The sequence below is a fragment of the Gordonia sp. PP30 genome (assembly GCF_023100845.1).
In the GTDB taxonomy this organism is placed as follows: Bacteria; Actinomycetota; Actinomycetes; order Mycobacteriales; family Mycobacteriaceae; genus Gordonia.
Map to the genome: position 1 here is coordinate 1 of NZ_CP095864.1, position 23,166 is coordinate 23,166.

Sequence of the window (23,166 nt, forward strand, 5' to 3'; positions counted from 1 at the left end):
GTGGCCGACGACCACGGTTCGTTCGGTGAGGTCTGGAAGACCGTCGTCGCCGAACTCACCGACGATAAGGCCCCCGATGCCAATCCGCTCTCCCGGCAGCAGAAGGCCTGGCTGAGCCTGGCGAACCCGCTCGCGATCACCTCCGGATTCGCCCTGCTCACGGCGCCGAACGCCCTGGTCCAGGAGCAGATCGAACGGAATCTGCGCGATATCATCGGCGCCGCGCTCACCCGCCATCTCGGTGAACCCGTCGAGGTCGCGGTGCGTATCGCCGAGGCACCGGACGACGCTCCGCCGCGCCCGGATCCCGCACCCGCCGAGACCGCCCCGCCGGCGCCCGCGGACCCGCCGTCGGGCACCTACGAACGGCCCGCCGAGGTCCAGGCCGGCGGCACCCGGGACTGGGCCGCGTACTTCGATGACCGGCAGACCGCCATGCCCGCGGCCGACAGCACCACCCGCCTGCACCCGAAGTACACCTTCGACACCTTCGTCATCGGCACCTCGAACCGGTTCGCGCACGCCTCGGCTGTCGCCGTCGCCGAGGCCCCGGCGCGCGCCTACAACCCGCTCTTCATCTGGGGCGAGTCCGGGCTGGGCAAGACTCACCTGCTGCACGCCGCCGGCCACTACGCCCAGCGCCTGTTCCCCGGGATGAAGGTCAAGTACGTCTCGACCGAAGAGTTCACCAACGACTTCATCAACTCGCTGCGCGACGACCGCACCATGGCCTTCAAGAGCCGATACCGCGACGTCGACATGCTCCTCGTCGACGACATCCAGTTCCTCGAGGGCCGCGAGGGCATCCAGGAGGAGTTCTTCCACACCTTCAACGTGCTGCACAACAGCAACAAGCAGATCGTCATCTCCTCCGACCGGCCGCCGCGCAAACTCGCGACCCTGGAGGACCGGCTCCGCACCCGCTTCGAGTGGGGCCTCATCACCGACGTGCAGCCACCGGACCTGGAGACGCGCATCGCGATCCTCCGCAAGAAGGCGCAGATGGATCAGCTCGACGTGTCCGACGAGGTCCTCGAGCTGATCGCCTCCCGCATCGAGCGCAACATCCGTGAACTCGAGGGCGCGCTGATCCGCGTCACCGCCTTCGCTTCGCTGCAGAACGCCGAACTCGACCTCGGTCTCGCCGAGGTGGTGCTCAAGCAGCTGATGCCCGACTCCACCAATCCCGACATCAGCGCCGCCGGCATCATCACCATCACCGCGGACTACTTCGACATCTCGATCGACGATCTCCGCGGCCCCAGCAAGGTCCGCCCCGTCGTCCGCGCACGCCAGATCTCCATGTACTTGTGCCGCGAGCTGACCGACCTGTCGCTTCCGCGCATCGGCGAGGCCTTCGACCGCGATCACACCACCGTGATGCATGCCGAGCGTCGCATCAAGGAACTGATGCGCACCAGTTCGGACGTCTACAACGACGTCCAGCAGCTCACCGCGCTGATCCGTCAGCGCGCCCGCGGCTGACGGCGGGGAAGTCGCGGATCTCGGTCCGCCACCGGCCTCCCGCCCTCGAGTCTCAACCTCAGCGCAAGACTTGCCGACCGGCGCTCATCCCGCCGGCCGGCGGCGTTCCCGCATCGTCGTCGACGGACAAACCCCAGGTGAGCGCATCGCGAATCCCTGTGGACAGCATGGTGACAACCGGCCCCTCAGATGTGGACGGAGCCGGGACGGACGGTGGATCACCGATCGTGTCCACAGGCCCGCGAAGTTGTGCACGTGGTTAGTCCACCGAGCCTGTCGATGACGACACTCGACGCCACCTGCACCGATGCCCAGTTGTGCACAGCGTGCACAGGACTTATTACTAAGAAGTATTTCTCTTTAAAGATCTTCTTTTAGAAGTAAGCGTGTGGATACACAGTGCGCGGGCCGTTCCCGGAAGCCGGACCGGTCCCGTCGTGCACCCGGATCAGCGCCCGGGCCACACGACCACGTCCTCGGGCTCTACAGTGGGATTCGGCGATCATCCATCGCCGGGTCGGTGCGCGGGCTGCACCGGCCGGTACGTCGAGAAGGGCAATCACAGCAGATGAAGTTTCGTGTCGTGCGCGACGAGTTCTCCGAAGCCGTCGCCTGGGTCGCCCGCAGCCTCCCGTCTCGTCCGCCGGTGCCGGTCCTCGGCTGCGTGGTGCTGACCGCGACGGACGCCGGCCTGCAGGTCGCCGGCTTCGACTACGAGGTGTCGGCCACCGAGACCATCTCCGCCGAGATCGCCGAGCCCGGGACCGTGCTGGTCTCCGGCCGCCTGCTCGCCGACATCACCAAGGCCCTGCCGAACAAGCCGGTCGAGGTCACGATCGACGGCGCGCGGCTCGCGATCGCCTGCGGCAGTTCCAAGTTCTCGCTGCCGACCATGCCGGTCGAGGATTACCCCGAGCTTCCCGAGGTCCCCGAGCAGACCGGCACCGTGCCCGGCGGCCTGTTCGCCGAGGCCGTCTCGCAGGTCGCCGTCGCCGCCGGACGCGACGACACCCTGCCCATGCTCACCGGTGTGCGCGTCGAGATCGACGGCAACCGCATCGTGCTCGCCGCGACCGACCGGTTCCGCCTCGCGGTCCGGGAGATCGCCTGGGAGCCGCGCGACCCCAACGCCACCGGTGCCGCGCTGGTGCCGGCCAAGACCCTCTCCGAGGCCGCGAAGTCGGCCGGCGCCGATCACGCCGGCAGCGTCGCCCTCGCCTTCGGCTCGGGACAGGCCATCGGCGCCGAGGGCATTCTCGGCGTCACCACCGGCGCCGGTGACGACGGCTCGTCGACGCTGGTCGGTGCCAAGAAGACCACCACGCGCCTGCTCGACGCCGAGTTCCCCAAGTTCCGTCAGCTGTTCCCGGCCAGCCACACCTCGGTCGCCTCGGTCGACAGCGCCTCGCTGATCGAGGCCATCAAGCGTGTGTCCCTGGTCGCCGAGCGCGGCGCGCAGATCCGGATGGACTTCTCCGGCGACTCGGTGCTGCTCACCGCCGGCGGCGACGAGGCCGGCAAGGCCGAGGAATCGCTCGACGTCCAGTTCTACGGCGAGCCGATCCTGATCGCCTTCAACCCGAACTACCTACTCGACGGCCTCGCCGCGATCGGTGCGAAGACGGTGCAGTTCGGCTTCACCAACCCGGAGCCGGACGGCTCGGGCGAACGCCGTGCCGCGATCCGGCCCGCCGTGCTGCGTCCCGCGTCCGAGGAAGAGCCGGTCGCCGACGAATCCGGAAGCTACCTGGCACCCGCCAGTGAGTTCAGCTACCTGCTGATGCCGGTCCGGCTGCCGGGCTGAGCCGGCCGTCGCCCCTGTCGAGAGGAATCCGCACATGCAACTGGGACTTGTCGGTCTGGGAAAGATGGGTGCCAACATGCGCACCCGGATCAAGGCCGCCGGACACGAGGTGATCGGCTACGACCCGCGCCCGGAGGTGAGCGACGTCGCGAGCCTCGCCGAGCTGGTGGACCGTCTCGACGGTCCGCGGGTGGTCTGGCTGATGGTGCCGCACGGGGAGATCACCCGGAACGCGGTGGCCGAGCTGGCCGGTCTGCTCTCGCCGGGCGACGTCGTCGTCGACGGCGGCAATTCCCGGTTCACCGACGACCAGCCGAACGCTGATCTGTTGGGCGCCAAGGGAATCGGCTATCTTGACTGCGGTGTCTCCGGTGGCGTCTGGGGTCTGGAGAACGGTTACGCGCTGATGGTCGGCGGCTCCGCGGACGACGTCTCGAAGGTCCAGCCGATCTTCGATGCGCTGCGTCCTGCCGGTCCCCGCGAGAACGGCTTCGTCCACGTCGGACCCGTCGGCGCCGGGCACTACGCGAAGATGGTGCACAACGGCATCGAGTACGGCCTGATGCAGGCCTACGCCGAGGGCTACGAGCTGCTGCAGGCCGAGCCGCTGATCGAGAACGTCACCGGCACGCTCAAGGCGTGGACCCAGGGGACGGTCGTGCGGTCGTGGCTGCTCGACCTGCTGGTCCGGGCTCTCGAGGAGGATCCCGGGCTGACCGAGATCTCCGACTACACCACCGATTCCGGTGAGGGCCGCTGGACCGTCGAGGAGGGTGTGCGCCACGCCGTTCCGCTGAACGTGATCTCGGCGGCGCTTTTCGCGCGCTTCGCCTCCCGGCAGGAGAGCTCGCCCGCGCTGAAGGCCGTGTCCGCGCTGCGGAACCAGTTCGGTGGTCACGCGATGGTCGACCAGCAGGGTCGCAGCGTCGGGGAAACCGCGACCCCGGCGGAATGATGTCGTGAGTGCCGGATGTTCGTTCGCGAACTCGCACTGAGGGACTACCGGTCGTGGGAGCACGTCGAACTCGAGTTGCAGCCCGAGCCGACGATCTTCGTGGGCCGCAACGGTTTCGGTAAGACCAACCTGCTCGAGTCCCTCTTCTACGTGGCTACTCTGCGCTCGCATCGAGTCTCCTCGGATGCGCCACTGGTCCGCAGCGGCGCCTCGGCCGCGCGGATCGGGGCCACCGTGCAGAACGACGGCCGCGAGCTGTCGGTGGAGCTCACCGTGGTGGAGAAGGGCGCCAACAAGGCGACGGTGAACACCGCGCCGGTCCGGCGCACGCGCGAGATCCTGGGAATCCTGCGCACGGTGCTGTTCGCACCGGAAGACCTCGCGCTGGTCCGCGGCGAGCCGGGGGAGCGGCGCCGGTTCCTCGACGAGATCGTCGTACAACTGCGGCCGCTCGCCGCCGGCGCGCGGGCCGACTACGACAGGGTGTTGCGGCAGCGGTCGGCGCTGCTGAAGACCGCGGGAGCGGCGATCCGTCGTTCGTCGGCGGAGGCGGACTCGGTGATGAGCACGCTCGACGTGTGGGACGGGCAGCTCGCGCAATTCGGTGCGGAGGTCACGGCCGAGCGGCTGAGCGTCGTACGACAGTTGAATCCTCTTGTCGCGCAGGCATATTCGTCGATCGCTCCGCATTCACGACCGGCGCAGATCGCTTACCGGTCGGCGGCGGGGCCGGACGTCGATCAGAGCCCGGGCGGCGATGAGTCCATCGCCGGAATCCGCGAGGTGCTGGCGCAGCGGCTGACCGAGGTGCGCGGCAAGGAGATCGATCGCGGACTGTGCTTGATCGGTCCGCACCGGGACGACCTGCTGCTGAATCTGGGCGAGGAACCCGCGAAGGGTTTCGCGAGCCACGGTGAGTCGTGGTCGCTGGCGCTGGCCCTGCGCCTGGCGTGCGTCGATCTGCTGCGGGCCGACGGCGTCGAACCGGTCATCATGCTCGACGACGTCTTCGCCGAACTGGACGCGGCCCGGCGCAGCAAACTGGCCGAGTTCACCGCGTCGGCCGAGCAGCTGCTGTTGACCGCCGCGGTCGGCGAGGACATCCCCGCCGCGCTGCGCGGCAGGCGGATCGCTGTCGGAGTCACCGAGGAAGATGGTCGGCGACGCTCGCAGATCATCGGTGACGAAAGGGCGGAGCAGTGACGAACGATGCGGCCGACGGCCACAGCGAAGGGTACGAACTGGCTCGCCGGGCGCTCGAGCAGGCGCGGGCGGAGGCCCGCGCGGCGGGCAAGAACGTCGGCCACGGCCGGTCCGGACCGGTCCGCTCGACCGCCCGGAAGAGTGGGGATCGTCGTCGTAAGCGCTGGTCGGGAGCGGGTCCGGACAGTCGTGACCCGCAGCCCTTCGGACGTCTGACCGGAGCCGTCGCCCGTTCTCGGGGCTGGTCGGCCAAGATCAGCGAGGGCACGGTGATCGGGCAGTGGCCGTCGATCGTCGGCGAGGAGATCTCCGCGCACGCCGAGCCGACTCACCTGTCCGAAGGTGTGCTGCACGTGCGCGCCGATTCCACCGCCTGGGCCACGCAGCTGCGTTACCTGTCGGCCCAGATCGTCGCCAAGATCTCCGCGGTGGCCGGCGACGGTGTGGTCAAGAGCCTTCGGATCAGCGGCCCGTCCGCGCCGTCGTGGCGGAAAGGCCCGCTGCACGTCTCCGGTCGCGGCCCGCGCGACACCTATGGCTGACCGGCCGTCACCACCACCAGGACCGGTTCGCCGATGACGGTGAGCTCGACGGGCGCGCCGGCTGTGGCTTGCGGGAGACTGCGATCTCGAAGGTCCCCCCGCGGTAGCCGTCCCGCCCGGTGAAATACAGCGTCTCGGTGGACTTGTCCCAGCGCACGGGGACACTGAACGCGTCGTCGTCGGAGTACTTCCAGTCGATCACCGTGTCCTTGACCTGGGCGGGGACGTTGGAGGCGACGGCGAACGCACCGCTGCCGGTGGTACTCGCCGACGGCTCGTCGCTGAATATCTGGATGCGGCCGTCGACGAACTCCCATCGTCCGCTGTGCGGGTAGACGTTGGTGACGAAGTTGCCGCCCGCCGACACGGTGACGAAATTGTCGGTGCCGTTCGAGTAGGGACCGTCGCCGAAGAACCAGGTGCCCGCGACGAATTTCCGCAGTGCCATGTTGTCCGTCGACTCGCCGCCGCAGGCCGCGACGACCGCCGCCGCCCCGCCGAGCACGGCGAATTTCTCCGATCTCCCGGCGGCTGAATCCGATGGCGCGGGCGGTGCGGACGTTATCGCTGATCACTCGTGGAAGGTAGCAATCTTCGTACTCGCGCATCCGGATTTGCCGCAGCTGGCCTCATCGGCCCGAGAGGGCGCGGAACCGGTTCCGGACACAATCTGAGGCGGATGCACCGTGATTCGCCGATCTGGGGCGCCTTCAGGCCGTGCCAAACTGTGGTTCTGCGTGACTTCGAAGTACACTGGCCGGTAACTGTTCTCTATGAGAAGGAGCGGACGCGTCTCGTGGCCGACACCAGTAAGTCTGAATCGAAGAAGCCGGCCAAGGGTAAGTCCGGGGAGTACGGCGCCGATTCCATCAGCATCCTGGAGGGCCTGGAGGCCGTCCGCAAGCGCCCGGGCATGTATATCGGTTCGACCGGTGAGCGCGGCCTGCACCATCTGATCTGGGAGGTCGTCGACAACTCCGTCGACGAGGCGATGGCCGGTTACGCGACCCGCGTCGACGTGACGGTCCTGGCCGACGGCGGTATTCAGGTGGTCGACGACGGCCGCGGTATGCCGGTCGGTATGCATGCGACCGGTGTGCCCGCGGTCGAGGTCATCATGACCCAGCTGCACGCCGGCGGAAAGTTCGACTCCGATTCGTACGCGGTGTCGGGTGGTCTGCACGGCGTCGGCATCTCCGTGGTGAACGCGCTCTCGACCAAGGTCGAACTGGAGATCCAGCGCGACGGCGGGCATTTCGAGCAGGCGTACGACTACGCCAAGCCGACCCCGCTCAACCGGATCGGCGATTCGGCGAAGACCGGCACCACCGTCCGATTCTGGGCGGATCCGGAGATCTTCGAGACCACCACGTACAGCGCCGAGACCATCGCGCGGCGCCTGCAGGAGATGGCCTTCCTCAACAAGGGCCTGACCATCACCCTCACCGACGAGCGGGTCTCCGAGGCCGAGGCGGAGGTGGACGTCGAGGACGACGACGCCAGCATCAAGTCCGACGAGGAGAAGGCGACCGTCATCGCCAGGGTCCGCTCGCGGGTGTACCACTACCCCGAGGGCCTGGTCGACTTCGTCCGCCACCTCAACCGCACCAAGCACCCGATCCACAACACCGTCATCGACTTCTCCGCCAAGGGCGAGGGCCACGAGGTGGAGATCGCGATGCAGTGGAACAACGGCTACTCCGAGTCGGTCCACACCTTCGCCAACACCATCAACACCCACGAGGGCGGTACCCACGAAGAGGGCTTCCGCGCGGCGCTGACGAGCACCGTCAACAAGTACGCGCTCGACAAGAAGCTGGTGAAGGAGAAGGACGGCAAGCTCACCGGCGACGACATCCGCGAGGGTCTGGCCGCCGTCATCTCCGTCAAGGTCGCCGACCCGCAGTTCGAGGGCCAGACCAAGACCAAGCTCGGTAATACCGAGGTCAAGGGCTTCGTCCAGCGCACCTGTAACGAGGCGCTCGGTCACTGGTTCGAGGCCAACCCGGCCGAGGCCAAGATCATCATTCGCAAGGCCGCCGATTCCGCGCAGGCCCGGATGGCCGCACGACGCGCCCGCGAACTCGTCCGCCGCAAGACCGCCACCGACATCGGCGGTCTCCCCGGCAAGCTCGCCGACTGCCGCAGCAAGGACCCGCGCCTGTGCGAGGTCTACATCGTGGAGGGCGACTCGGCCGGTGGTTCGGCCAAGTCCGGCCGCGACTCGATGTACCAGGCGATCCTGCCGATCCGCGGCAAGATCATCAACGTCGAGAAGGCCCGCATCGACCGCGTTCTGAAGAACGCCGAGGTCCAGTCGATCATCACCGCGTTCGGTACGGGCATCCACGACGAGTTCGATCTCGCCAAGCTGCGCTACCACAAGATCGTGCTGATGGCCGACGCCGACGTCGACGGCCAGCACATCGCGACGCTGCTGCTCACCCTGCTGTTCCGCTTCATGCGGCCGCTGATCGAGCACGGCCACGTCTTCCTGGCGCAGCCGCCGCTTTACAAGCTGAAGTGGCAGAAGGGCGCCGAGCCGGAGTTCGCGTACAGCGACCGCGAGCGCGACGTGATGCTCGCCGCCGGCCTGGCCGCGGGCAAGAAGATCAACAAGGACGACGGCATCCAGCGCTACAAGGGCCTCGGCGAGATGAACGCCAGCGAGCTGTGGGAGACCACGATGGATCCCGCCGTGCGCATCCTCAAGCAGGTCACGCTCGACGACGCCGCCGCGGCCGACGAACTGTTCTCCATCCTGATGGGGGAGGACGTCGTCGCCCGTCGTGGTTTCATCGCGCGCAACGCCAAGGACGTCCGCTTCCTCGACGTCTGATTCGCCGGTTGAGATATGACCAGCGAGCCGGCCGAGACGCTTAGCCAGCCGGGTGAGACATGACCAGCCGGTTGAGCCAAGACCAGCCGGTTGAGCCACGACCAGCCGGTTGAGCTTGTCGAAACCCCCGACCAACGCCGCCACCTCGACGACTCGGCCCGCCCACGCCGTTCCCGGCCGGATAGAGAACTCTTTCCGCCGGCCGAGCCCGTCGAGAACCCCCAGAAAGTGATCCCATGAGCGACGAAACCAACGTGCCCGACGACGGGGCCGCCGTCACCCACGACCGCATCGAGCCGGTCGATCTCGGCCAGGAGATGCAGAACAGCTACATCGACTACGCGATGAGCGTGATCGTGGGCCGTGCGCTGCCCGAGGTCCGCGACGGTCTCAAGCCGGTGCATCGTCGTCTGCTGTACGCGTCGTTCGACGCCGGCTTCCGCCCGGACCGCGGTTACGTCAAGTCCGCGCGCCCGGTCTCGGAGACCATGGGTAACTACCACCCGCACGGCGACAGCTCCATCTACGACGCCCTGGTGCGGCTCGCGCAGCCGTGGTCGATGCGGTACCCGCTGATCGACGGTCAGGGCAACTTCGGTTCCCGCGGCAACGACGGCGCCGCCGCCATGCGGTACACCGAGGCCCGGCTCACGCCGCTGGCCATGGAGATGCTCCGCGACATCACCGAGGAGACCGTCGACTTCGTCCCGAACTACGACGGCAAGACCGATGAGCCGACGGTGCTGCCGTCGCGCATCCCGAATCTGCTGATCAACGGCTCGGGCGGCATCGCGGTCGGCATGGCCACCAACATCCCGCCGCACAACCTGAACGAGGTGGCCGAGGCCGTCTTCTGGGCACTGGAGCATCCGGATGCCGGTGACGAGGAGACGCTCGCCGCGTGCATGGAGGTCGTCAAGGGTCCGGACTTCCCGACCGCCGCGCTGATCGTCGGCAGCCAGGGCATCAAGGACGCGTACATGACCGGCCGCGGCAGCATCCGCATGCGGTCGGTGGTCGACATCGAGGAGAACAAGGGCACCACCACGCTGGTGGTCACAGAACTCCCGTACCAGGTGAACCCCGACAACCTGATCCAGTCGATCGCCGAGCAGGTGGGCGACGGCAAGCTCAAGGGCATCAGCAAGATCGACGACGAGTCGTCGGACCGCGCAGGCATGCGCATCGTCATCACGCTGCGCCGCGACGCCGTCGCCCGCGTGGTGCTGAACAACCTGTACAAGCACAGCCAGCTGCAGACCAACTTCGGCGCCAACATGCTGTCGATCGTCGACGGTGTGCCGCGCACCCTGCGCCTGGACCAGATGATCCGGCTCTACGTGGCGCATCAGATCGACGTGATCGTGCGCCGGACCCGCTACCGGCTGCGCAAGGCCGAGGAGCGCGCGCACATCCTGCGCGGCCTGGTCAAGGCGCTCGACGCACTCGACGAAGTGATCGCCCTGATCCGGGCGTCGGCGACGGTCGACATCGCGCGCAGCGGCCTGATGGACCTGCTCGACGTCGACGAGATCCAGGCCGACGCGATCCTCGCGATGCAGCTGCGCCGCCTGGCCGCCCTGGAACGCCAGAAGATCATCGACGAGCTGGCCGAGATCGAGCGCGAGATCGCCGATCTGAAGGACATCCTGGAGCGCCCCGAACGGCAGCGTGCCATCGTGCGCGACGAGCTCAAGGAGGTCGTCGACAAGTACGGCGACGAGCGTCGTACCCGGATCATCGCCGCCGAGGGCGACGTGGCCGACGAGGATCTGATCGCCCGCGAGGACGTCGTCGTGACGATCACCGAGACCGGCTACGCCAAGCGCACCAAGACCGACCTCTACCGCAGCCAGAAGCGCGGCGGCAAGGGTGTTCAGGGCGCCGGGCTCAAGCAGGACGACATCGTCGCCCACTTCTTCGTCACCAGCACGCACGACTGGCTGCTGTTCTTCACCACCAAGGGCCGCGTGTACCGGGCCAAGGCCTACGAGCTGCCCGAGGCCAACCGCACCGCGCGCGGCCAGCACGTCGCCAACCTGCTGGCCTTCCAGCCGGAGGAGAAGATCGCCCAGGTGATCCGGATCAGCGGATACGACGACGCGCCGTACCTGGTGCTCGCCACCCGCAACGGTCTGGTGAAGAAGTCGGCGCTCGACGCCTTCGACTCCAACCGTTCCGGCGGCATCGCCGCGATCAACCTGCGCGGCGACGACGAACTGGTCGGCGCGCAGCTCTGCGGCCCGGACGACGACCTGCTGTTGGTCTCCAAGAAGGGCCAGTCGATCCGTTTCCACGCCGACGACGAGACGCTGCGCCCGATGGGCCGGCAGACCTCCGGCGTGCAGGGCATGCGGTTCAACACCGACGACGAGCTGCTCTCCCTCAACGTCGTGCAGGACGATACGTTCCTGCTGGTGGCTACCTCGGGCGGCTACGCCAAGCGCACCGACATCGAGGAGTACACCGCGCAGGGACGCGGCGGTAAGGGCGTGCTCACCATCCAGTACGACCCCAAGCGCGGCGAACTGGTGGGCGCGATCATCGTCGATCTCGACAGCGAGGTTTACGCGATCACCTCGGGTGGCGGCGTGATCCGCACGATGGCCAAGCAGGTCCGCAAGGCCGGTCGCCAGACCAAGGGTGTGCGCCTGATGAACCTGGGCGACGGTGACAGCCTTCTGGCGATTGCCCGGAATGCGGACGAGCCGGACCCCGACGACGCCGAGGCGTAAGCCGGGGAAACGTGGCCGCACCGATTAGGGTTGTAGCAACCCGTCCAGTGAGGATCTGTCAGTGAGCAAAGCCAACGAGCCCGAGGAAACCGCACCCGAGCGCGGCACCATGCCGACGCCCTGGCAGCGGGGCGAGACCACCTCGAATACGGGACTCACCGCGGGAGACGTGGCGAAAGCGGCGCAGCAGCTCACCGGGGACGCCACAGTCGGTCCGCCGGCGCCCGGTGTGCCCGGTGACGGCTCGTCGGGAGCGCCCACGCGGGCGGTTCCGGTGCAGAGTGGCCCCGGGGTGAAGGGGCCGTCGGGGCAGACTCCTCCGGCTCCTCCCGCTCCTCCTGTGAAGGCTCCTCCGACGCAGGCCGTTCCGGTTCCCGGTGGCGGTGCCGGTGGCCCGGGAGGCGGCAAACCGGCTCCCGGAACCGCCGGTGCGGCGGCCGCGGCCGTGAAGAGCCCGCCCGGTCCGGCTCAGGGCCCGGGTGGGCCCGGTCCGCGCCCCGGGGGACCCGGACAGCCGGGTGCGCCCGGCCCGCATGGTCCGGGGCCCGGTGGTCCGAAGGGCGGTTCCGGTCTCGGGAAGCTCGTCACCGGTACCGCGGTGACCGGTCCGGGGCCGCGCCCGGGCGTCGCCGATCCCGACTTGTCGGCTGAGCGGAGCCGAGATCACTCCGCTCCGACGGCGGCCACCACCAAGACGCCGGTCGCGTCGCCGGCGGGACCCAAGCCCGATCTGGACGCCATCCACAAGACGGGGGCCAAGGCGGACGGTGACCGTGCCGCGGTGCGGCGCATCCCGGCGTCGTCGACCATCGGCACCCCTCTTCGCGCAGCCGTGCAGGTGCGCCGGGTGGATCCGTGGTCGATCTTCAAGGTCAGCGGCGTCCTGGCGATCGCCGGCTTCCTGATCTGGATGATCGCGATCGCGGTGCTCTACGGCGTGCTCGCCGGGATGGGTGTCTGGGACCAGATCAACAGTTCCTTCGGCACCCTGGTGAGCGCCGACGGCAGCAGCAGCGGCGGCGACCTGATCAGCACCGGCCAGGTCTTCGGCTTCTCGGCGCTGTTCGGTGTCTTCGCCGCGATCGTGCTGACCGCGCTCGCGACCATCCTGGCGTACATCTACAACGTGTGCGCCGACGTGGTCGGCGGCGTCGAGGTGACCCTCGCCGATCTGGACTGACCGGCCGGCCTCGCCGGGCTCGTCGAGCCCCGGCGAGGTGGCCTGTCGAGCCCCGTCTGTCCGCTCGTCGGGTCGTGCCTCTCTGCTGGTTAGGTCTCGACTGTCCGCTGGTTAGGTCTCGACTGTCCGCTCGTTCAGCCGTCGCCCGTCGGCTCGTTCAGCTTCGTCTGGCTGCTCGGTGAGCCCCGTCCTGCCGCCCTTTGAGCCCCGTCGAAACGTGTCGTGACCAGCCGTTTTGTCAGTTCGCGGTGGTGTCGGGTAATGTTCCATCTCGGTTCACGGGCCTATAGCTCAGGCGGTTAGAGCGCTTCGCTGATAACGAAGAGGTCGGAGGTTCAAGTCCTCCTAGGCCCACCACGATTCCCTCCGGTTCCCGCCGGTCCGGGGCCTTAGCTCAGTTGGTAGAGCGCCGCCTTTGCAAGGCGGATGTCAGGAGTTCGAATCTCCTAGGCTCCACAACGTATGTGAACAAGCTCCCGCGACGAGTCAAGAGATGTCGTCGGTCGAGTCGGCCGGCCGCTTGTCGACGGCGCTTGAAAACTGAACACTAACGGCGCTTGAAAAGTGAACACTCTGCCGACGATTGGAGGGTGATCACTTTGGAGGATTGGGCGTTGATCCGCAGGCTGGCCGCTGATGGTGTGCCGAACAAGCGGATTGCTGAGCAGTTGGGTATCAGCAGGACGACGGTGATCAAGGCTGTCGGGTCACATGAGCCGCCGAGGTATCAGCGGTCTGCGGCGCCGACGTCGTTCACGCCGTTCCAGGCGCGGGTGCGTGAGTTGCTGGCCCAGACCCCGGATATGCCGGCGACGGTGCTGGCTGAGCGGGTGGGCTGGACCGGGTCGATTCGCTGGTTCCGCGACAACGTCAAACGGGTTCGCGCCGAGGGCGCGCGGATCGATCCGGCTGATCGGCTGTCCTGGTCTGCCGGCGATGCTGCGCAGTGCGATTTGTGGTTCCCGCCGTACAAGTTCGTGCTCGAGGATGGTTCGCGGGCGTTGTTGCCGGTGCTGGTGATGGTTCCGGCATTCTCCCGGTACATGTATGGCCGGATGATTCCGACTCGCACCAGCACTGATCTGCTGTTGGGGTCATGGGAGCTGCTGGGTCAACTCGGTCGGGTACCGCGCCGCCTGATCTGGGACAACGAGCCCGGGATCGGGCGTGGCAACCCCACTGAGGCCGCGGCGGTGTTCGCCGGGTCGCTGGCGACCAAGTTCGTGTTGCTGCGTCCACGTGATCCGGAGTCCAAAGGGATTGTCGAGCGCCGTAACGGGTTCTTCGAGACCTCGTTCATGCCGGGCCGCACGTTCAGTTCGCCAGCCGATTTCAACGACCAGTTCACCGAGTGGCTCGCCACGGCGAATCAGCGTGTGGTGCGCACTCTCAAGGCGCGCCCAGCTGATCTGCTGGCCGCCGACAAGGCGGCGATGCTGGCGCTGCCGCCAGCGGTCTTGCATGTGGGCTGGCACAACCAGATCCGGCTGGGCCGGGACTACTACGTGCGCGTGGACACCAACGACTACTCCGTCGATCCCCGCGCGATCGGTGCCCGCGTGGACGTTTCGGCTGATCTGGAGACCGTGAAGGTCCGCCACGGCGGCCGCGTGGTCGCTGTCCACCAGCGGCGGTGGGCCCGGCGCATGGTCGTCACCGACCCCGAACACGTGAGGATCGCCGGCACCCTGCGCACTACGTTTCAACAACCCGTGACCCGACCCGAGGCCGAGACGATGATGCGTGATCTGGCCGACTACGACCGGGCCTTCGGCCTGGACCCCGAGCAAGTGAGCCACCCATGAACCCACCGGTCTCCGACAACGCCGCGATGATCAAACAGATCATTCACCTCGCTGCGGTCCTCAAAGCCCCGCGGATCACCGAATCGGCCGCCCGCCTAGCCGACCACGCCCGCGATTCGGGCTGGACCCACGAAACCTATCTGGCCGCGGTCCTGGAACGCGAAGTCGCCGCCCGCAACGCCTCGGGCGCCCGGCTACGGATCCGCGCCGCCGGCATGCCCGCGACCAAAACGCTCGATGACTTCGACTTCGACCACCAGCCCACAGCACGAGGCCCGATCCAGGCACTGGCCTCCGGGGCCTACCTCGCCGAGCATCGCAACGTCGTGCTCCTCGGGCCACCGGGCACCGGGAAGACTCACCTGGCCACCGCCCTCGCAGTGGCCGCCTGCCACCAAGGACACCGCGTCCTGTTCGCCACCGCCACCGAATGGGTAGCCCGGCTCAGCGAAGCACACGAGCGAGGACGACTCGCCGCTGAACTGGCGCGTCTGCGCCGATACGGACTGATCATCGTCGACGAAGTCGGCTACCTGCCCTTCGAACAAGACGCCGCGAACCTGTTCTTCCAACTGGTCTCATCCCGCTACGAACACGCCTCACTCATCCTCACCAGCAACCTGCCATTCAGCTCCTGGGGTGCGGTGTTCGGCGACCAAGTCGTCGCCGCCGCGATGATCGACCGCATCGTCCACCACGCCGACGTCATCGCCCTCAAAGGAGCGTCCTACCGACTACGCGACAGAGGCCTGGAAACACTTCCCAGCATCAAGGCCGAACAAGAAAACCTAGACTAGAGACTGTTCACTTTTGGACCGCCGAAACCGTTCAGGTTTCGACCGCCGCCGACACCGCTCGGTACTTTCGAGTTCTACCGGTGTTCTCTGGTCCTCGGCATCGCTGCCGGCGCGGCGGGTCCGCTGTCGCTTCCCGTGGCCGACGGGGATGTCGGCGACTCAGGACAACGAACAGCCCAACCCCGCCGCGGTCGACCTCGACGGTATGCGCAAGACCGTGATCGAAGGAGTCCACGCCTTCATGCGGGCCTATGGCGCGCGCGGAGGCTCGGTACTCAGCTTCGACGGCCACCAGATGGTGCGGCCGATGTCGTAGAAGAGGGCGGGCACCAGCAGCGCTCGTACCAGGAAGGTGTCCAGAAGCACGCCGAATGCGACGATGAACGCGATCTGCAGAAGGAACAGAATCGGGATCACCGCGAGCGCGGCGAAGGTGGCGGCGAGCACCAGACCCGCGGAGGTGATGACCCCTCCGGTCACGGCCAGCCCGCGGATCACCCCGTCACGTGTCCCGTGCACGCGTGCCTCCTCACGGATCCGGGTGGCGAGGAAGATGTTGTAGTCGATCCCGAGGGCGACGAGGAACACGAAACCGTAGAGCGGCACGGCCGGGTCCGCCCCAGGGAGATGCAGGACGTAGTCGAACACGAAGGCGGAGACGCCGAGCGCGGTCGCGAAGGAGAGCACGGTAGTGAGGACCAGGAGCACCGGCGCGACGACCGCACGCAGCAGGATCATCAAGATGAGGAGAATCACGACGAGCACGATCGGGATGATGAGGGTGCGGTCGTGTATCGAGGCATCGTTGGTGTCGACGGCGGTTGCGGTGACCCCTCCGACGAGCGCGTCGCTCCCGGTGTCCGCGAGACGTGCGCGCAGATCTCGAACCGTGTGTTCGGCCGCATCCGAATCTGCCGCGTCGGCCAGCGTGCCTTGCAGCAGCACCTGCCCGCCGACCACCGTCGGTGCCGGAGCGGCGGCACCGGGCGGTCCGATCGGGACGATTCCGTTCCTCGTGACCGCTGCGGATCCGGAGACCGAGTCCTTGCTTGCCACGGTCACATCGTCGATGCCGGGAGTGTCCAGGAGTGTGTCGGCGGTCTGCTGAAGTGTGCTCGCCGTCGTCAGCACATACACCGGACTCCCTGAGCCGCCGGGAAAGTGCTTGCCGAGGGCGTCTTGGCCCGCGCGGGCTTCGGAGGCGGTCAGCACGAGATCGGACTGCGGGACACCCTCGGCGTGGAGTTGGGTGACGCCCAACGCGCCGGCGATCAGCACGAGCGATGTGCATGCCCATATCGCGCGGGGATGGCGGCGGATGAGGCGGCCGACCCTGGGCCAGATTCCCCGGGCGGGGATCCCGTCCTCGTCCGCGACGGCCTGCGGCTCGAACCGGGGGCGCTTCGGCCAGAACGCCGCGCGTCCGAAGGCGAAGAGGATCGCGGGCAGCAGCGTCAGCGCGGACAACATGGCGAAGACGATGCCGATGGACGCGACCGGGCCGAGTGTGCTGTTGGACTTCAGATCACTGAGGAGCAGGCACAGCAAGCCGACGATGACCGTCCCACCCGAGGCGAGAATCGGCTCGAACGAACCGCGCAGTGCGGCCTTGCTGGCGACCCACTTGTCCTGCTGGACGCGAAGGGCCTCGCGGTAGCGGGAGACGTAGAGCAGCGAGTAGTCGGTCGCGGCACCGATGACGAGGATGAACAGAATGCCCTGGGTCTGGCCGCTCAGCAGGATCACGCCGGCCTTGGCCAGCCACCAGACGACGAGGAGGGCGACGGTGAGCGCGAAGAGGCTCGTCGAGAGGACGGCGATCGGCAGCAGCAGCGAACGGTAGACCAGGACGAGGATGATGAATACCGCGAGGAGTGCGACGCCGAGGAGGATCCCGTCGATCCCGGAGAATGCGTCGATGAGGTCTGCGGTGAAGCCGGCCGGGCCGGTCACGTAGACGGCCGTTCCGGGGGGAGCGGTTGCACGGAGGTGCTCGCCGATCGAGCCGACCACCTCCCCGACGTCCGCATCCGCGTCGATGGGCACGATCGCCTCGAACGCACGGCCGTCTTCTGCGGGAATCAGTGGCGACAGCCCCGGCGCTACCCCGGTGAGATCGGACAGTCCGGCGATGGAACTCCGCAGTGCGGCGACCTGATCTTCGGTCGGTCTGTCGTCGCGGACCAGCACGATGATCGCCGGAATGGCATCCGAGTCGCGGAAATCGGCCAGGCGCTTCTGGACGAGTGTCGCGTCCGCGGAGGCGGGCAGATAGGCCGTCTGGTCGTTCGAGGAGACCTCATCGACCCTGCCGAAATACGGGCCACCGATCGCCGCTCCCACCAACCACGCCACGATGGTGAGGGCTGGCAGGACTACCCGTAGCCATCGTGAGCGGGGTTCTCCGGCGGACGGCGCGGGCGTCACCGAGAGACGGCGAAGTCCCTTCATGCCGTGACGATCCAGGGGTGGATCACCGGGAATCCGGTGGCAGGACGCTCAGTTGTCATCGGTGCCTCCCGCGCTCGATCCAGTTGAGCATAGGATACTGTCTCTGGATAGATATAGTAACCTAAAGTTGATTATCTACCGATCTCCGACTGATTGGCCTTACGATGAGCCCCATGGAGGAGCGGGGCTCTCGGTCGACTCACGACCCGATCGCAGCGAGCCTGTACGACCTAGACACCGGGAATCCCCTCCGCGGCGTCGTCGACGGCCTCGACCTCACGGCCGCTGACCTCGCCCAGATCACCGATCTCATGAGGGCGCTCGGCGCGCTGCGAGAAACCGAGCGGGCGATCACGGAGGCGTCCGAGAAGTACATGAAGCTCAGCGCGCAGGACATGCGGGCGCTTCACTACCTGATCGTCGCGAAGAATCGCGGCGAGGTCGTGACGCCCGGCATGCTAGCCGGGTTCCTGTCGATCTCTCCGGCCTCCACCACCAAGCTGCTGAACCGCCTGGAACGCGGCGGTCATGTGGTGCGCCGCCTGCATCCCACGGATCGCCGTGCGTTCGCCATCGAGATCACACCCGGGTCGGAACTGTCCGCCAAGAGGACCGTGGGACGGCAGCACGCGAAGCGCTTGAACGCCGCCGCCCGCTTGACGAGTGACGAGCGGGACACCGTGATCCGGTTTCTGCGTGACATGGCCCGCGAGATCTCGATCACCACTGCCGATTGGGCTGAATGACCGGCACGCACCCGGGATCGCCCCGCTGCGACCTGCCCACCGGCCACTGGCGGTGTTCTCGCGGCCCGACGACCTCGGCGACGTCATCACCCGCGAGACGGATCGTGCTTCGTTCGAGGCGCTCCCTTCCGACGCCATGCTTCATCCGATCGCAGCTTAGGCGGCGACGGCGGATCTGTCCGGGCGCGTCGAACTTCCCGGTCCGCCGAATCCCGGTGCGACATAGTGACACCTAGACACGACGGATCGGCGAGCGCAGAGGAGAGGCCATGAGACGGGAGGCCATCGGGACGGCGACGTGGCGAGGTGCGACGGCGGAAGTGAAGGTCCTGCTCGAATCCCAGGATCTGATCCTCCGGGGCGGAATCCGGGCCCGCCTCCCCCGGGCGGGGATCAGCGACGTCGTCGCCGACGGAGATCGCGTCCGCGTTCGGGTGAACGGTGAGCCGCTCGTTCTGATCCTGGGTGAACCGGAGGCCGGCCGGTGGGCGGAGGCGCTGCTCAAGGCGCCGCCCACCCTCGCTGAGAAGCTCGGCATCTCGGCGGCGACGCCGGCCCTGGTGCTCGGCGTCGCTGACGACGCGCTGCGGGCGGCACTCGCCGGCGCCGAGACGGAAATGGTGGGCGAGGCGTCCGCCCTCGTCGCGGTGCTGCATGACGCCACCGATCTCGATGCTGCGGTGGCCGTCGCCGAAACGGTTCCGGATCTCCCGGTGTGGTTCGTGTACCCGAAGGGCACGAGTGGCCCGATCGGCGGCGAGACGGTCCGGGCGCATCTTCGGGAGCGGGGGTACATCGACTCCAAGACCAGCGCGGTCTCGGATCGCTTCACTGCGACGCGCTACCGGCGCCGCACTACCGGATAACCGGAACCGCGCCGCGTCGGCTCGTGCACCAGCGGCGAGCCGTCAGTGGATCCGGCGGGCGACGAAGTTCGCGGCCGCGGCCGTCATGCCGTTCGTCGCGTACAGACCGTGCACCGTGTTCGGGCGGTCGACGGGGCCGCCGTCGCAGATGTTGTCGCCCGGGATGCAGTACTCCCGCGTCTTGGCCGTGTAGAGCGCCCCCACACGCATCGGGGGGACGCCGACCTCACGGAACCAGCGGTCGGCCGGAGCGCCGAAGGTGACGACACCGGCGACATGCGGCGCGATCGTCGGCGACAGCACGTTCGGCACCTCGGCCAGCACGGGCGCGATCATCGCGATCTGGTCGCTCACGGCATACGTGACCACCACGGCGCCCTGGGAGTATCCGCCGAGCACGATGCGCGTCCTCGGGCAGGTGTCGGCGATGAACCGCATCTGGTTCTGCGCGCTGCGCACACCGGCGGCCACCGACTTCAGGAACACGGTGCCCTTCTGGAACTGATCGCTGGCCTGGTAGTGCACCGGCGAGACCCGCACGTCCTTACCGGGGAACCGGGCTTGCAGCGAGCGATACATCGCCTGGCCGGTGGTACCGACCGGTGCACCCGCCTCGGCGGTGCCGCGGGCGAACAGCAGCTGAACGTCGGCGCAATCACGAGCCTGCGCCGCTCCCGCACCCATCGGCACGGCGAGGCCGAGCAGCAGTGCGAACGCGGAGAAGACGAGGAGCAGTCGTGCGGTCATGGCTGAATGGTAGGCGACGCAGCCGTCACCGTCGCATCGTGCGGGATGGCCGGGAGTTCTCCGGTGCCGGACGTGTCCGACTCCGCCTGCGCCTCCACGGTCTCCGTCCGGGCGAGCTCGGCGATCTGCTGGAAGACGCGCTTGGCGGCCTCCGACCACGGCATCACGATGGGGAAGACGTGGAACATGCCCGGCTCCTCCATCGCCATCAGCCGCACGCCGCCCTCGCGCAACTCCTCGACGAACACGCGGATCGCGTCGCGGAACATCTCGTCCTCGCCCCAGCACACGAAAGTCGGCGGGAACCACTCCGGGCGCGGCTTGGAGTACACGACCGAGACCCGGCCGTCGTTCGGCTGCACACCGCGGAGGTAGAAGGTGACCGGGATGTTCCAGGGCAGGATGTCCTTGTCGGCGTTGTCCATCACCGAATCCTGCGCGAGATCCAGGTCGACCTCGGGCGAGAACAGCGCGATCGCCTGCGGCTTGGGCATGTTCTGTTCGTGCAGGTGCACGATCAGCGAGGTGGTGAGGCCGCCGCCGCCCGAGTCACCGGCGACGATCAGCTTGTCGGGCGTGATGCCGCGGTCGATCAGGCCCTGGTAGGCGTCGGCGGCGTCGTACACGGCCGCGGGGAACGGGAACTCCGGGGCCATCCGGTAGTCGGGGATGAACACCTGGCAGCCGGTGATGCGGACGAGCGCCGCGGCGAACATGAGATACATGTTCGGCGTGGTGCCGAAGTAGCCGCCGCCGTGCAGGTAGAGGATGGTCCGGTCGTGGGCCTTGTGCTCGTCGTCGTTCGCGGCCACGGAGGCCTTCTCCCGGCACCAGATGCCCTGCTGACCACCGATGACGTCCGTCTCGATCTCGACGCCGCCGAAGTGGCCGACGACCGGCGGCAGGATGGCGCCGCAGATGGTGTCGAGGATCTTCTCCATCGAGCGGAAGTCCTCGATCGGCAGGCTCACCGAATAGCCGAGGAACGAGCGGATGGTCGCCCGGGTCACCGCCTGGCCGATGTTGTCGAGCAGGCCGCCGGGACCGGTGAGCGGGTGGTTGAACGGGACCCGCGCGAGCCCGTTGAGCATGTTGTCGGCCAGCCCGATCACCGTCAGCACGGTATCGGGGCCCGACGCGGTCTTGACGCCTTCGCGATCTGCCATCACCATCCGTCCAGCGTAAGGCACCGCGGAGGGGGTCCGAGCCCAGCGGCTCGGGGACGGCACGGATCAGCGGGTGTGGCGTGCGGTGAAGTCCGCGGCCTGCCCCGTCATACCGTTGACCGAGTAGAGGACGTGCAATCCATTCGGCTGTCCGACGCGGGCGCCGTCGCAGACCACGTCACCGGGAATGCAGTAGGTGGCGGTCGCCCCGCGCAGCGAGGTGGCCACCTTCATCGGCGGGGCGCCCAGTTCGCGGATCCAGGTGGCCGACGGCGGCGCGAACAGCACCACCGCCGAGACGTGCTTCAGGACGTCGGCGGGCAGGGGCGCCGGCGCCTGCGAGCGGTACTGCGCGTACTTGGCCGGGATGTCGATGCGGTCGGTCACCGAGTAGGTCGCGACCGCGCCGCCCTGCGAGTAGCCGCCGACGACGATGTCGGTGGCCGGGCACCGGCGGGCCGTGGCGCGGATCTGAGCCTGGGCGTTGTCGATGCCGCGGACGACGTTCCGGACGAAGCTCACCCGGTCGTTGAAATTGCTGCTCGCCGGATAGTCGACGGCGCTGACCCGGATGTCCTTGCGGGGCAGCCGGTTGCGCAGCGCGTTCTCGTACGACAACCCGGTGATCCCGACGGGCGCCCCGGTCTCGGCGGTCCCGCGCGCGAAGATCACCGCGATGTCCGGGCAGCCCGGTGCCGCGACGGCGGGGGCGGCGGTGCCGATCGCCACACCCGCGACGGCGGTGACGGTCGTGACCAGTACCAGGAGCATCCGCTTCAGCATGAAGCGAATGGTACGCCCCGAGGGGCCGTGGCCTGCGTCAGAGGAGGATCCAGAGGTAGGCGATCAATGCCAGGATCCAGAAGATCACCCAGGCCCACCCGAGGTAGATCGCGGCCGCGGCGAAGGTCCGGCCCTCGCGGCTGCCCGCGGTGGTCTCGCGACGTCCGCGGTAGCCGAGCCACAGACCGAAAGGCACGGTGATCAGCAAGAACCCGAGGCCCGAGCAGACGAAGCCGACGATCGCCGAGATGCTGAGCGGTCGCTTCTGGCCGGTCTGCGCGGTGGACGAGCCGGAACGGGGCGCCGATGTCGGTGCGGGTCGTGCCGGAGCGGGTGGGTTCACGGGTGCGGTCCTTCCTGCTGCTGCGGGCGGCGCCGCCGGGGCGATCGGAGTGGCGGCCTTGGCGGAGTCGGGTACCGCGGAATAGGCCAGCGGTGCGGCGTTGCGGGGCTCGGCGGCCGCGTCCACGCTCCCGAGCATGGCGGTGGGTTTGTCGGAGCCGGCGTGGGCGGGCGGTCGTTCCGAGCCGGGTGCGCCGGACGGCGCGGGCCCCGATGGTGTCGGTCCCGAGGGTGTCGGGCCAGACGGCGTCGATGCCGAGGGTGCTGGGCCTGACGGCGCCGAACCTGGCGAGGCCGGTCCCGAGGGTGCCGGACCTGACAGTGCCGGCCCCGAGGGGACCGGGCCTGACGTCGTCGATCCGGACGGTGCCGGGCCTGACCGTGCAGGTCCGGACGGCGCAGGTCCGGACGGCGCCGAATTGGAAGGTGCAGGTCCGGACGGCGCCGGACCGGAAGACAGCGGACCGGAGGGTGCCGGACCGGGCCGGGGCGGGCCACTCTGCGGCGGCTGTCCGCCGGGGGCGGCCGGGCGCGGGGCACCAGCGGGACCGCCGGGCGGAGGACCGGGGACCGGAGCCCCGGCGGGACGGGGCGGTGCGGGCGTCGAGGGCGGCACCGGGCCGCTTCGGGGAGCGGAAGGCGGGCCGGCCTGCGGCGCGGGACGACTCGGCGCACCTGTGGTGGGACCGGCCGGCGCGCTCGGTGCGGGACCGGATGCGG

The 23,166-nt window shown here is 68.2% G+C and carries 18 protein-coding genes and 2 tRNA genes; 14 read left to right on the forward strand and 6 right to left on the reverse strand.

What is annotated here, in order from left to right:
* From dnaA to MYK68_RS00025, 5 genes are all read left to right on the forward strand, one after another.
* Entirely contained in the window at positions 1-1,485 is a 1,485-nt protein-coding gene (gene dnaA, locus MYK68_RS00005) for a chromosomal replication initiator protein DnaA (RefSeq protein WP_247865600.1), read from the forward strand.
* Positions 1,486-2,053: 568 nt separating this feature from the next.
* Positions 2,054-3,289, forward strand: a complete 1,236-nt coding sequence (gene dnaN / locus MYK68_RS00010) for a DNA polymerase III subunit beta (protein WP_247865601.1) — start codon at positions 2,054-2,056, stop codon at positions 3,287-3,289.
* 34 nt (positions 3,290-3,323) lie between these two features.
* Complete coding sequence (gnd, locus tag MYK68_RS00015) at positions 3,324-4,244, forward strand: phosphogluconate dehydrogenase (NAD(+)-dependent, decarboxylating) (protein ID WP_247865602.1); 921 nt, start codon at positions 3,324-3,326, stop codon at positions 4,242-4,244.
* Positions 4,245-4,259: 15 nt separating this feature from the next.
* Complete coding sequence (recF, locus tag MYK68_RS00020; RefSeq protein ID WP_247865603.1) at positions 4,260-5,447, forward strand: DNA replication/repair protein RecF; 1,188 nt, start codon at positions 4,260-4,262, stop codon at positions 5,445-5,447.
* Positions 5,444-5,989, forward strand: coding sequence for a DUF721 family protein (locus MYK68_RS00025; RefSeq protein ID WP_247865604.1), 546 nt, complete (start codon positions 5,444-5,446; stop codon positions 5,987-5,989). Before recF ends, MYK68_RS00025 begins: the two co-directional genes overlap by 4 nt.
* A 7-nt stretch (positions 5,990-5,996) precedes the next feature.
* Here the strand turns inward: MYK68_RS00025 and MYK68_RS00030 are convergent, their stop codons facing one another.
* Positions 5,997-6,494 (reverse strand): hypothetical protein, encoded by a 498-nt coding sequence (locus MYK68_RS00030; protein ID WP_247865605.1) that lies wholly within the window; start codon positions 6,492-6,494, stop codon positions 5,997-5,999.
* Positions 6,495-6,785: 291 nt separating this feature from the next.
* Here MYK68_RS00030 and gyrB point away from each other — a divergent pair, with 291 nt between their 5' ends.
* The 7 genes from gyrB to istB all read left to right on the forward strand — a co-directional run bounded on the left by gyrB (position 6,786) and on the right by istB (position 15,345).
* Positions 6,786-8,828 (forward strand): DNA topoisomerase (ATP-hydrolyzing) subunit B, encoded by a 2,043-nt coding sequence (gyrB, locus tag MYK68_RS00035; RefSeq protein ID WP_283255257.1) that lies wholly within the window; start codon positions 6,786-6,788, stop codon positions 8,826-8,828.
* Between the two features lie 236 nt (positions 8,829-9,064).
* Entirely contained in the window at positions 9,065-11,563 is a 2,499-nt protein-coding gene (gene gyrA / locus MYK68_RS00040; protein ID WP_247865606.1) for a DNA gyrase subunit A, read from the forward strand.
* A 61-nt stretch (positions 11,564-11,624) separates the two neighbouring features.
* Positions 11,625-12,743 (forward strand): DUF3566 domain-containing protein, encoded by a 1,119-nt coding sequence (locus MYK68_RS00045; protein WP_247865607.1) that lies wholly within the window; start codon positions 11,625-11,627, stop codon positions 12,741-12,743.
* A 280-nt stretch (positions 12,744-13,023) separates the two neighbouring features.
* A tRNA-Ile gene (locus MYK68_RS00050) sits at positions 13,024-13,100 on the forward strand.
* Between the two features lie 26 nt (positions 13,101-13,126).
* Positions 13,127-13,199 (forward strand) — tRNA-Ala (locus MYK68_RS00055).
* A 134-nt stretch (positions 13,200-13,333) separates the two neighbouring features.
* Positions 13,334-14,548: an IS21 family transposase gene (gene istA / locus MYK68_RS00060; protein WP_247865596.1), complete on the forward strand. Its 1,215-nt coding sequence runs from the start codon at positions 13,334-13,336 to the stop codon at positions 14,546-14,548.
* Complete coding sequence (istB, locus tag MYK68_RS00065) at positions 14,545-15,345, forward strand: IS21-like element helper ATPase IstB (RefSeq protein ID WP_283255218.1); 801 nt, start codon at positions 14,545-14,547, stop codon at positions 15,343-15,345. Before istA ends, istB begins: the two co-directional genes overlap by 4 nt.
* A gap of 249 nt (positions 15,346-15,594) precedes the next feature.
* On the opposite strand, the gene MYK68_RS00070 is transcribed toward istB, so the two are convergent.
* On the reverse strand, positions 15,595-17,796 hold the full coding sequence (locus MYK68_RS00070; RefSeq protein ID WP_247865608.1) for an MMPL family transporter: 2,202 nt from the start codon (positions 17,794-17,796) through the stop codon (positions 15,595-15,597).
* Between the two features lie 311 nt (positions 17,797-18,107).
* On the opposite strand from MYK68_RS00070, the gene MYK68_RS00075 reads away from it, so the two are divergent.
* Positions 18,108-18,542: a MarR family winged helix-turn-helix transcriptional regulator gene (locus MYK68_RS00075; RefSeq protein WP_247865609.1), complete on the forward strand. Its 435-nt coding sequence runs from the start codon at positions 18,108-18,110 to the stop codon at positions 18,540-18,542.
* A 269-nt stretch (positions 18,543-18,811) separates the two neighbouring features.
* A complete protein-coding gene (locus tag MYK68_RS00080) occupies positions 18,812-19,408 on the forward strand; it encodes a hypothetical protein (RefSeq protein ID WP_247865610.1) in 597 nt (198 codons plus the stop codon).
* A gap of 42 nt (positions 19,409-19,450) precedes the next feature.
* Here MYK68_RS00080 and MYK68_RS00085 read toward each other — a convergent pair whose 3' ends face one another.
* Genes MYK68_RS00085 through MYK68_RS00100 form a run of 4 tightly spaced genes read right to left on the reverse strand, consistent with a single transcriptional unit; the run spans position 19,451 to position 22,585 of the window.
* Positions 19,451-20,155: a cutinase family protein gene (locus MYK68_RS00085; protein ID WP_247865611.1), complete on the reverse strand. Its 705-nt coding sequence runs from the start codon at positions 20,153-20,155 to the stop codon at positions 19,451-19,453.
* Positions 20,152-21,327 (reverse strand): alpha/beta hydrolase, encoded by a 1,176-nt coding sequence (locus MYK68_RS00090; RefSeq protein ID WP_247865612.1) that lies wholly within the window; start codon positions 21,325-21,327, stop codon positions 20,152-20,154. Before MYK68_RS00090 ends, MYK68_RS00085 begins: the two co-directional genes overlap by 4 nt.
* A gap of 60 nt (positions 21,328-21,387) precedes the next feature.
* The gene (locus MYK68_RS00095; RefSeq protein ID WP_247865613.1) at positions 21,388-22,104 is read right to left on the reverse strand and encodes a cutinase family protein; all 717 of its coding nucleotides are present in this window, start codon (positions 22,102-22,104) and stop codon (positions 21,388-21,390) included.
* A 37-nt stretch (positions 22,105-22,141) separates the two neighbouring features.
* On the reverse strand, positions 22,142-22,585 hold the full coding sequence (locus tag MYK68_RS00100) for a DUF4190 domain-containing protein (protein ID WP_247865614.1): 444 nt from the start codon (positions 22,583-22,585) through the stop codon (positions 22,142-22,144).
* Between the last annotated feature and the right edge of the window lie 581 nt (positions 22,586-23,166).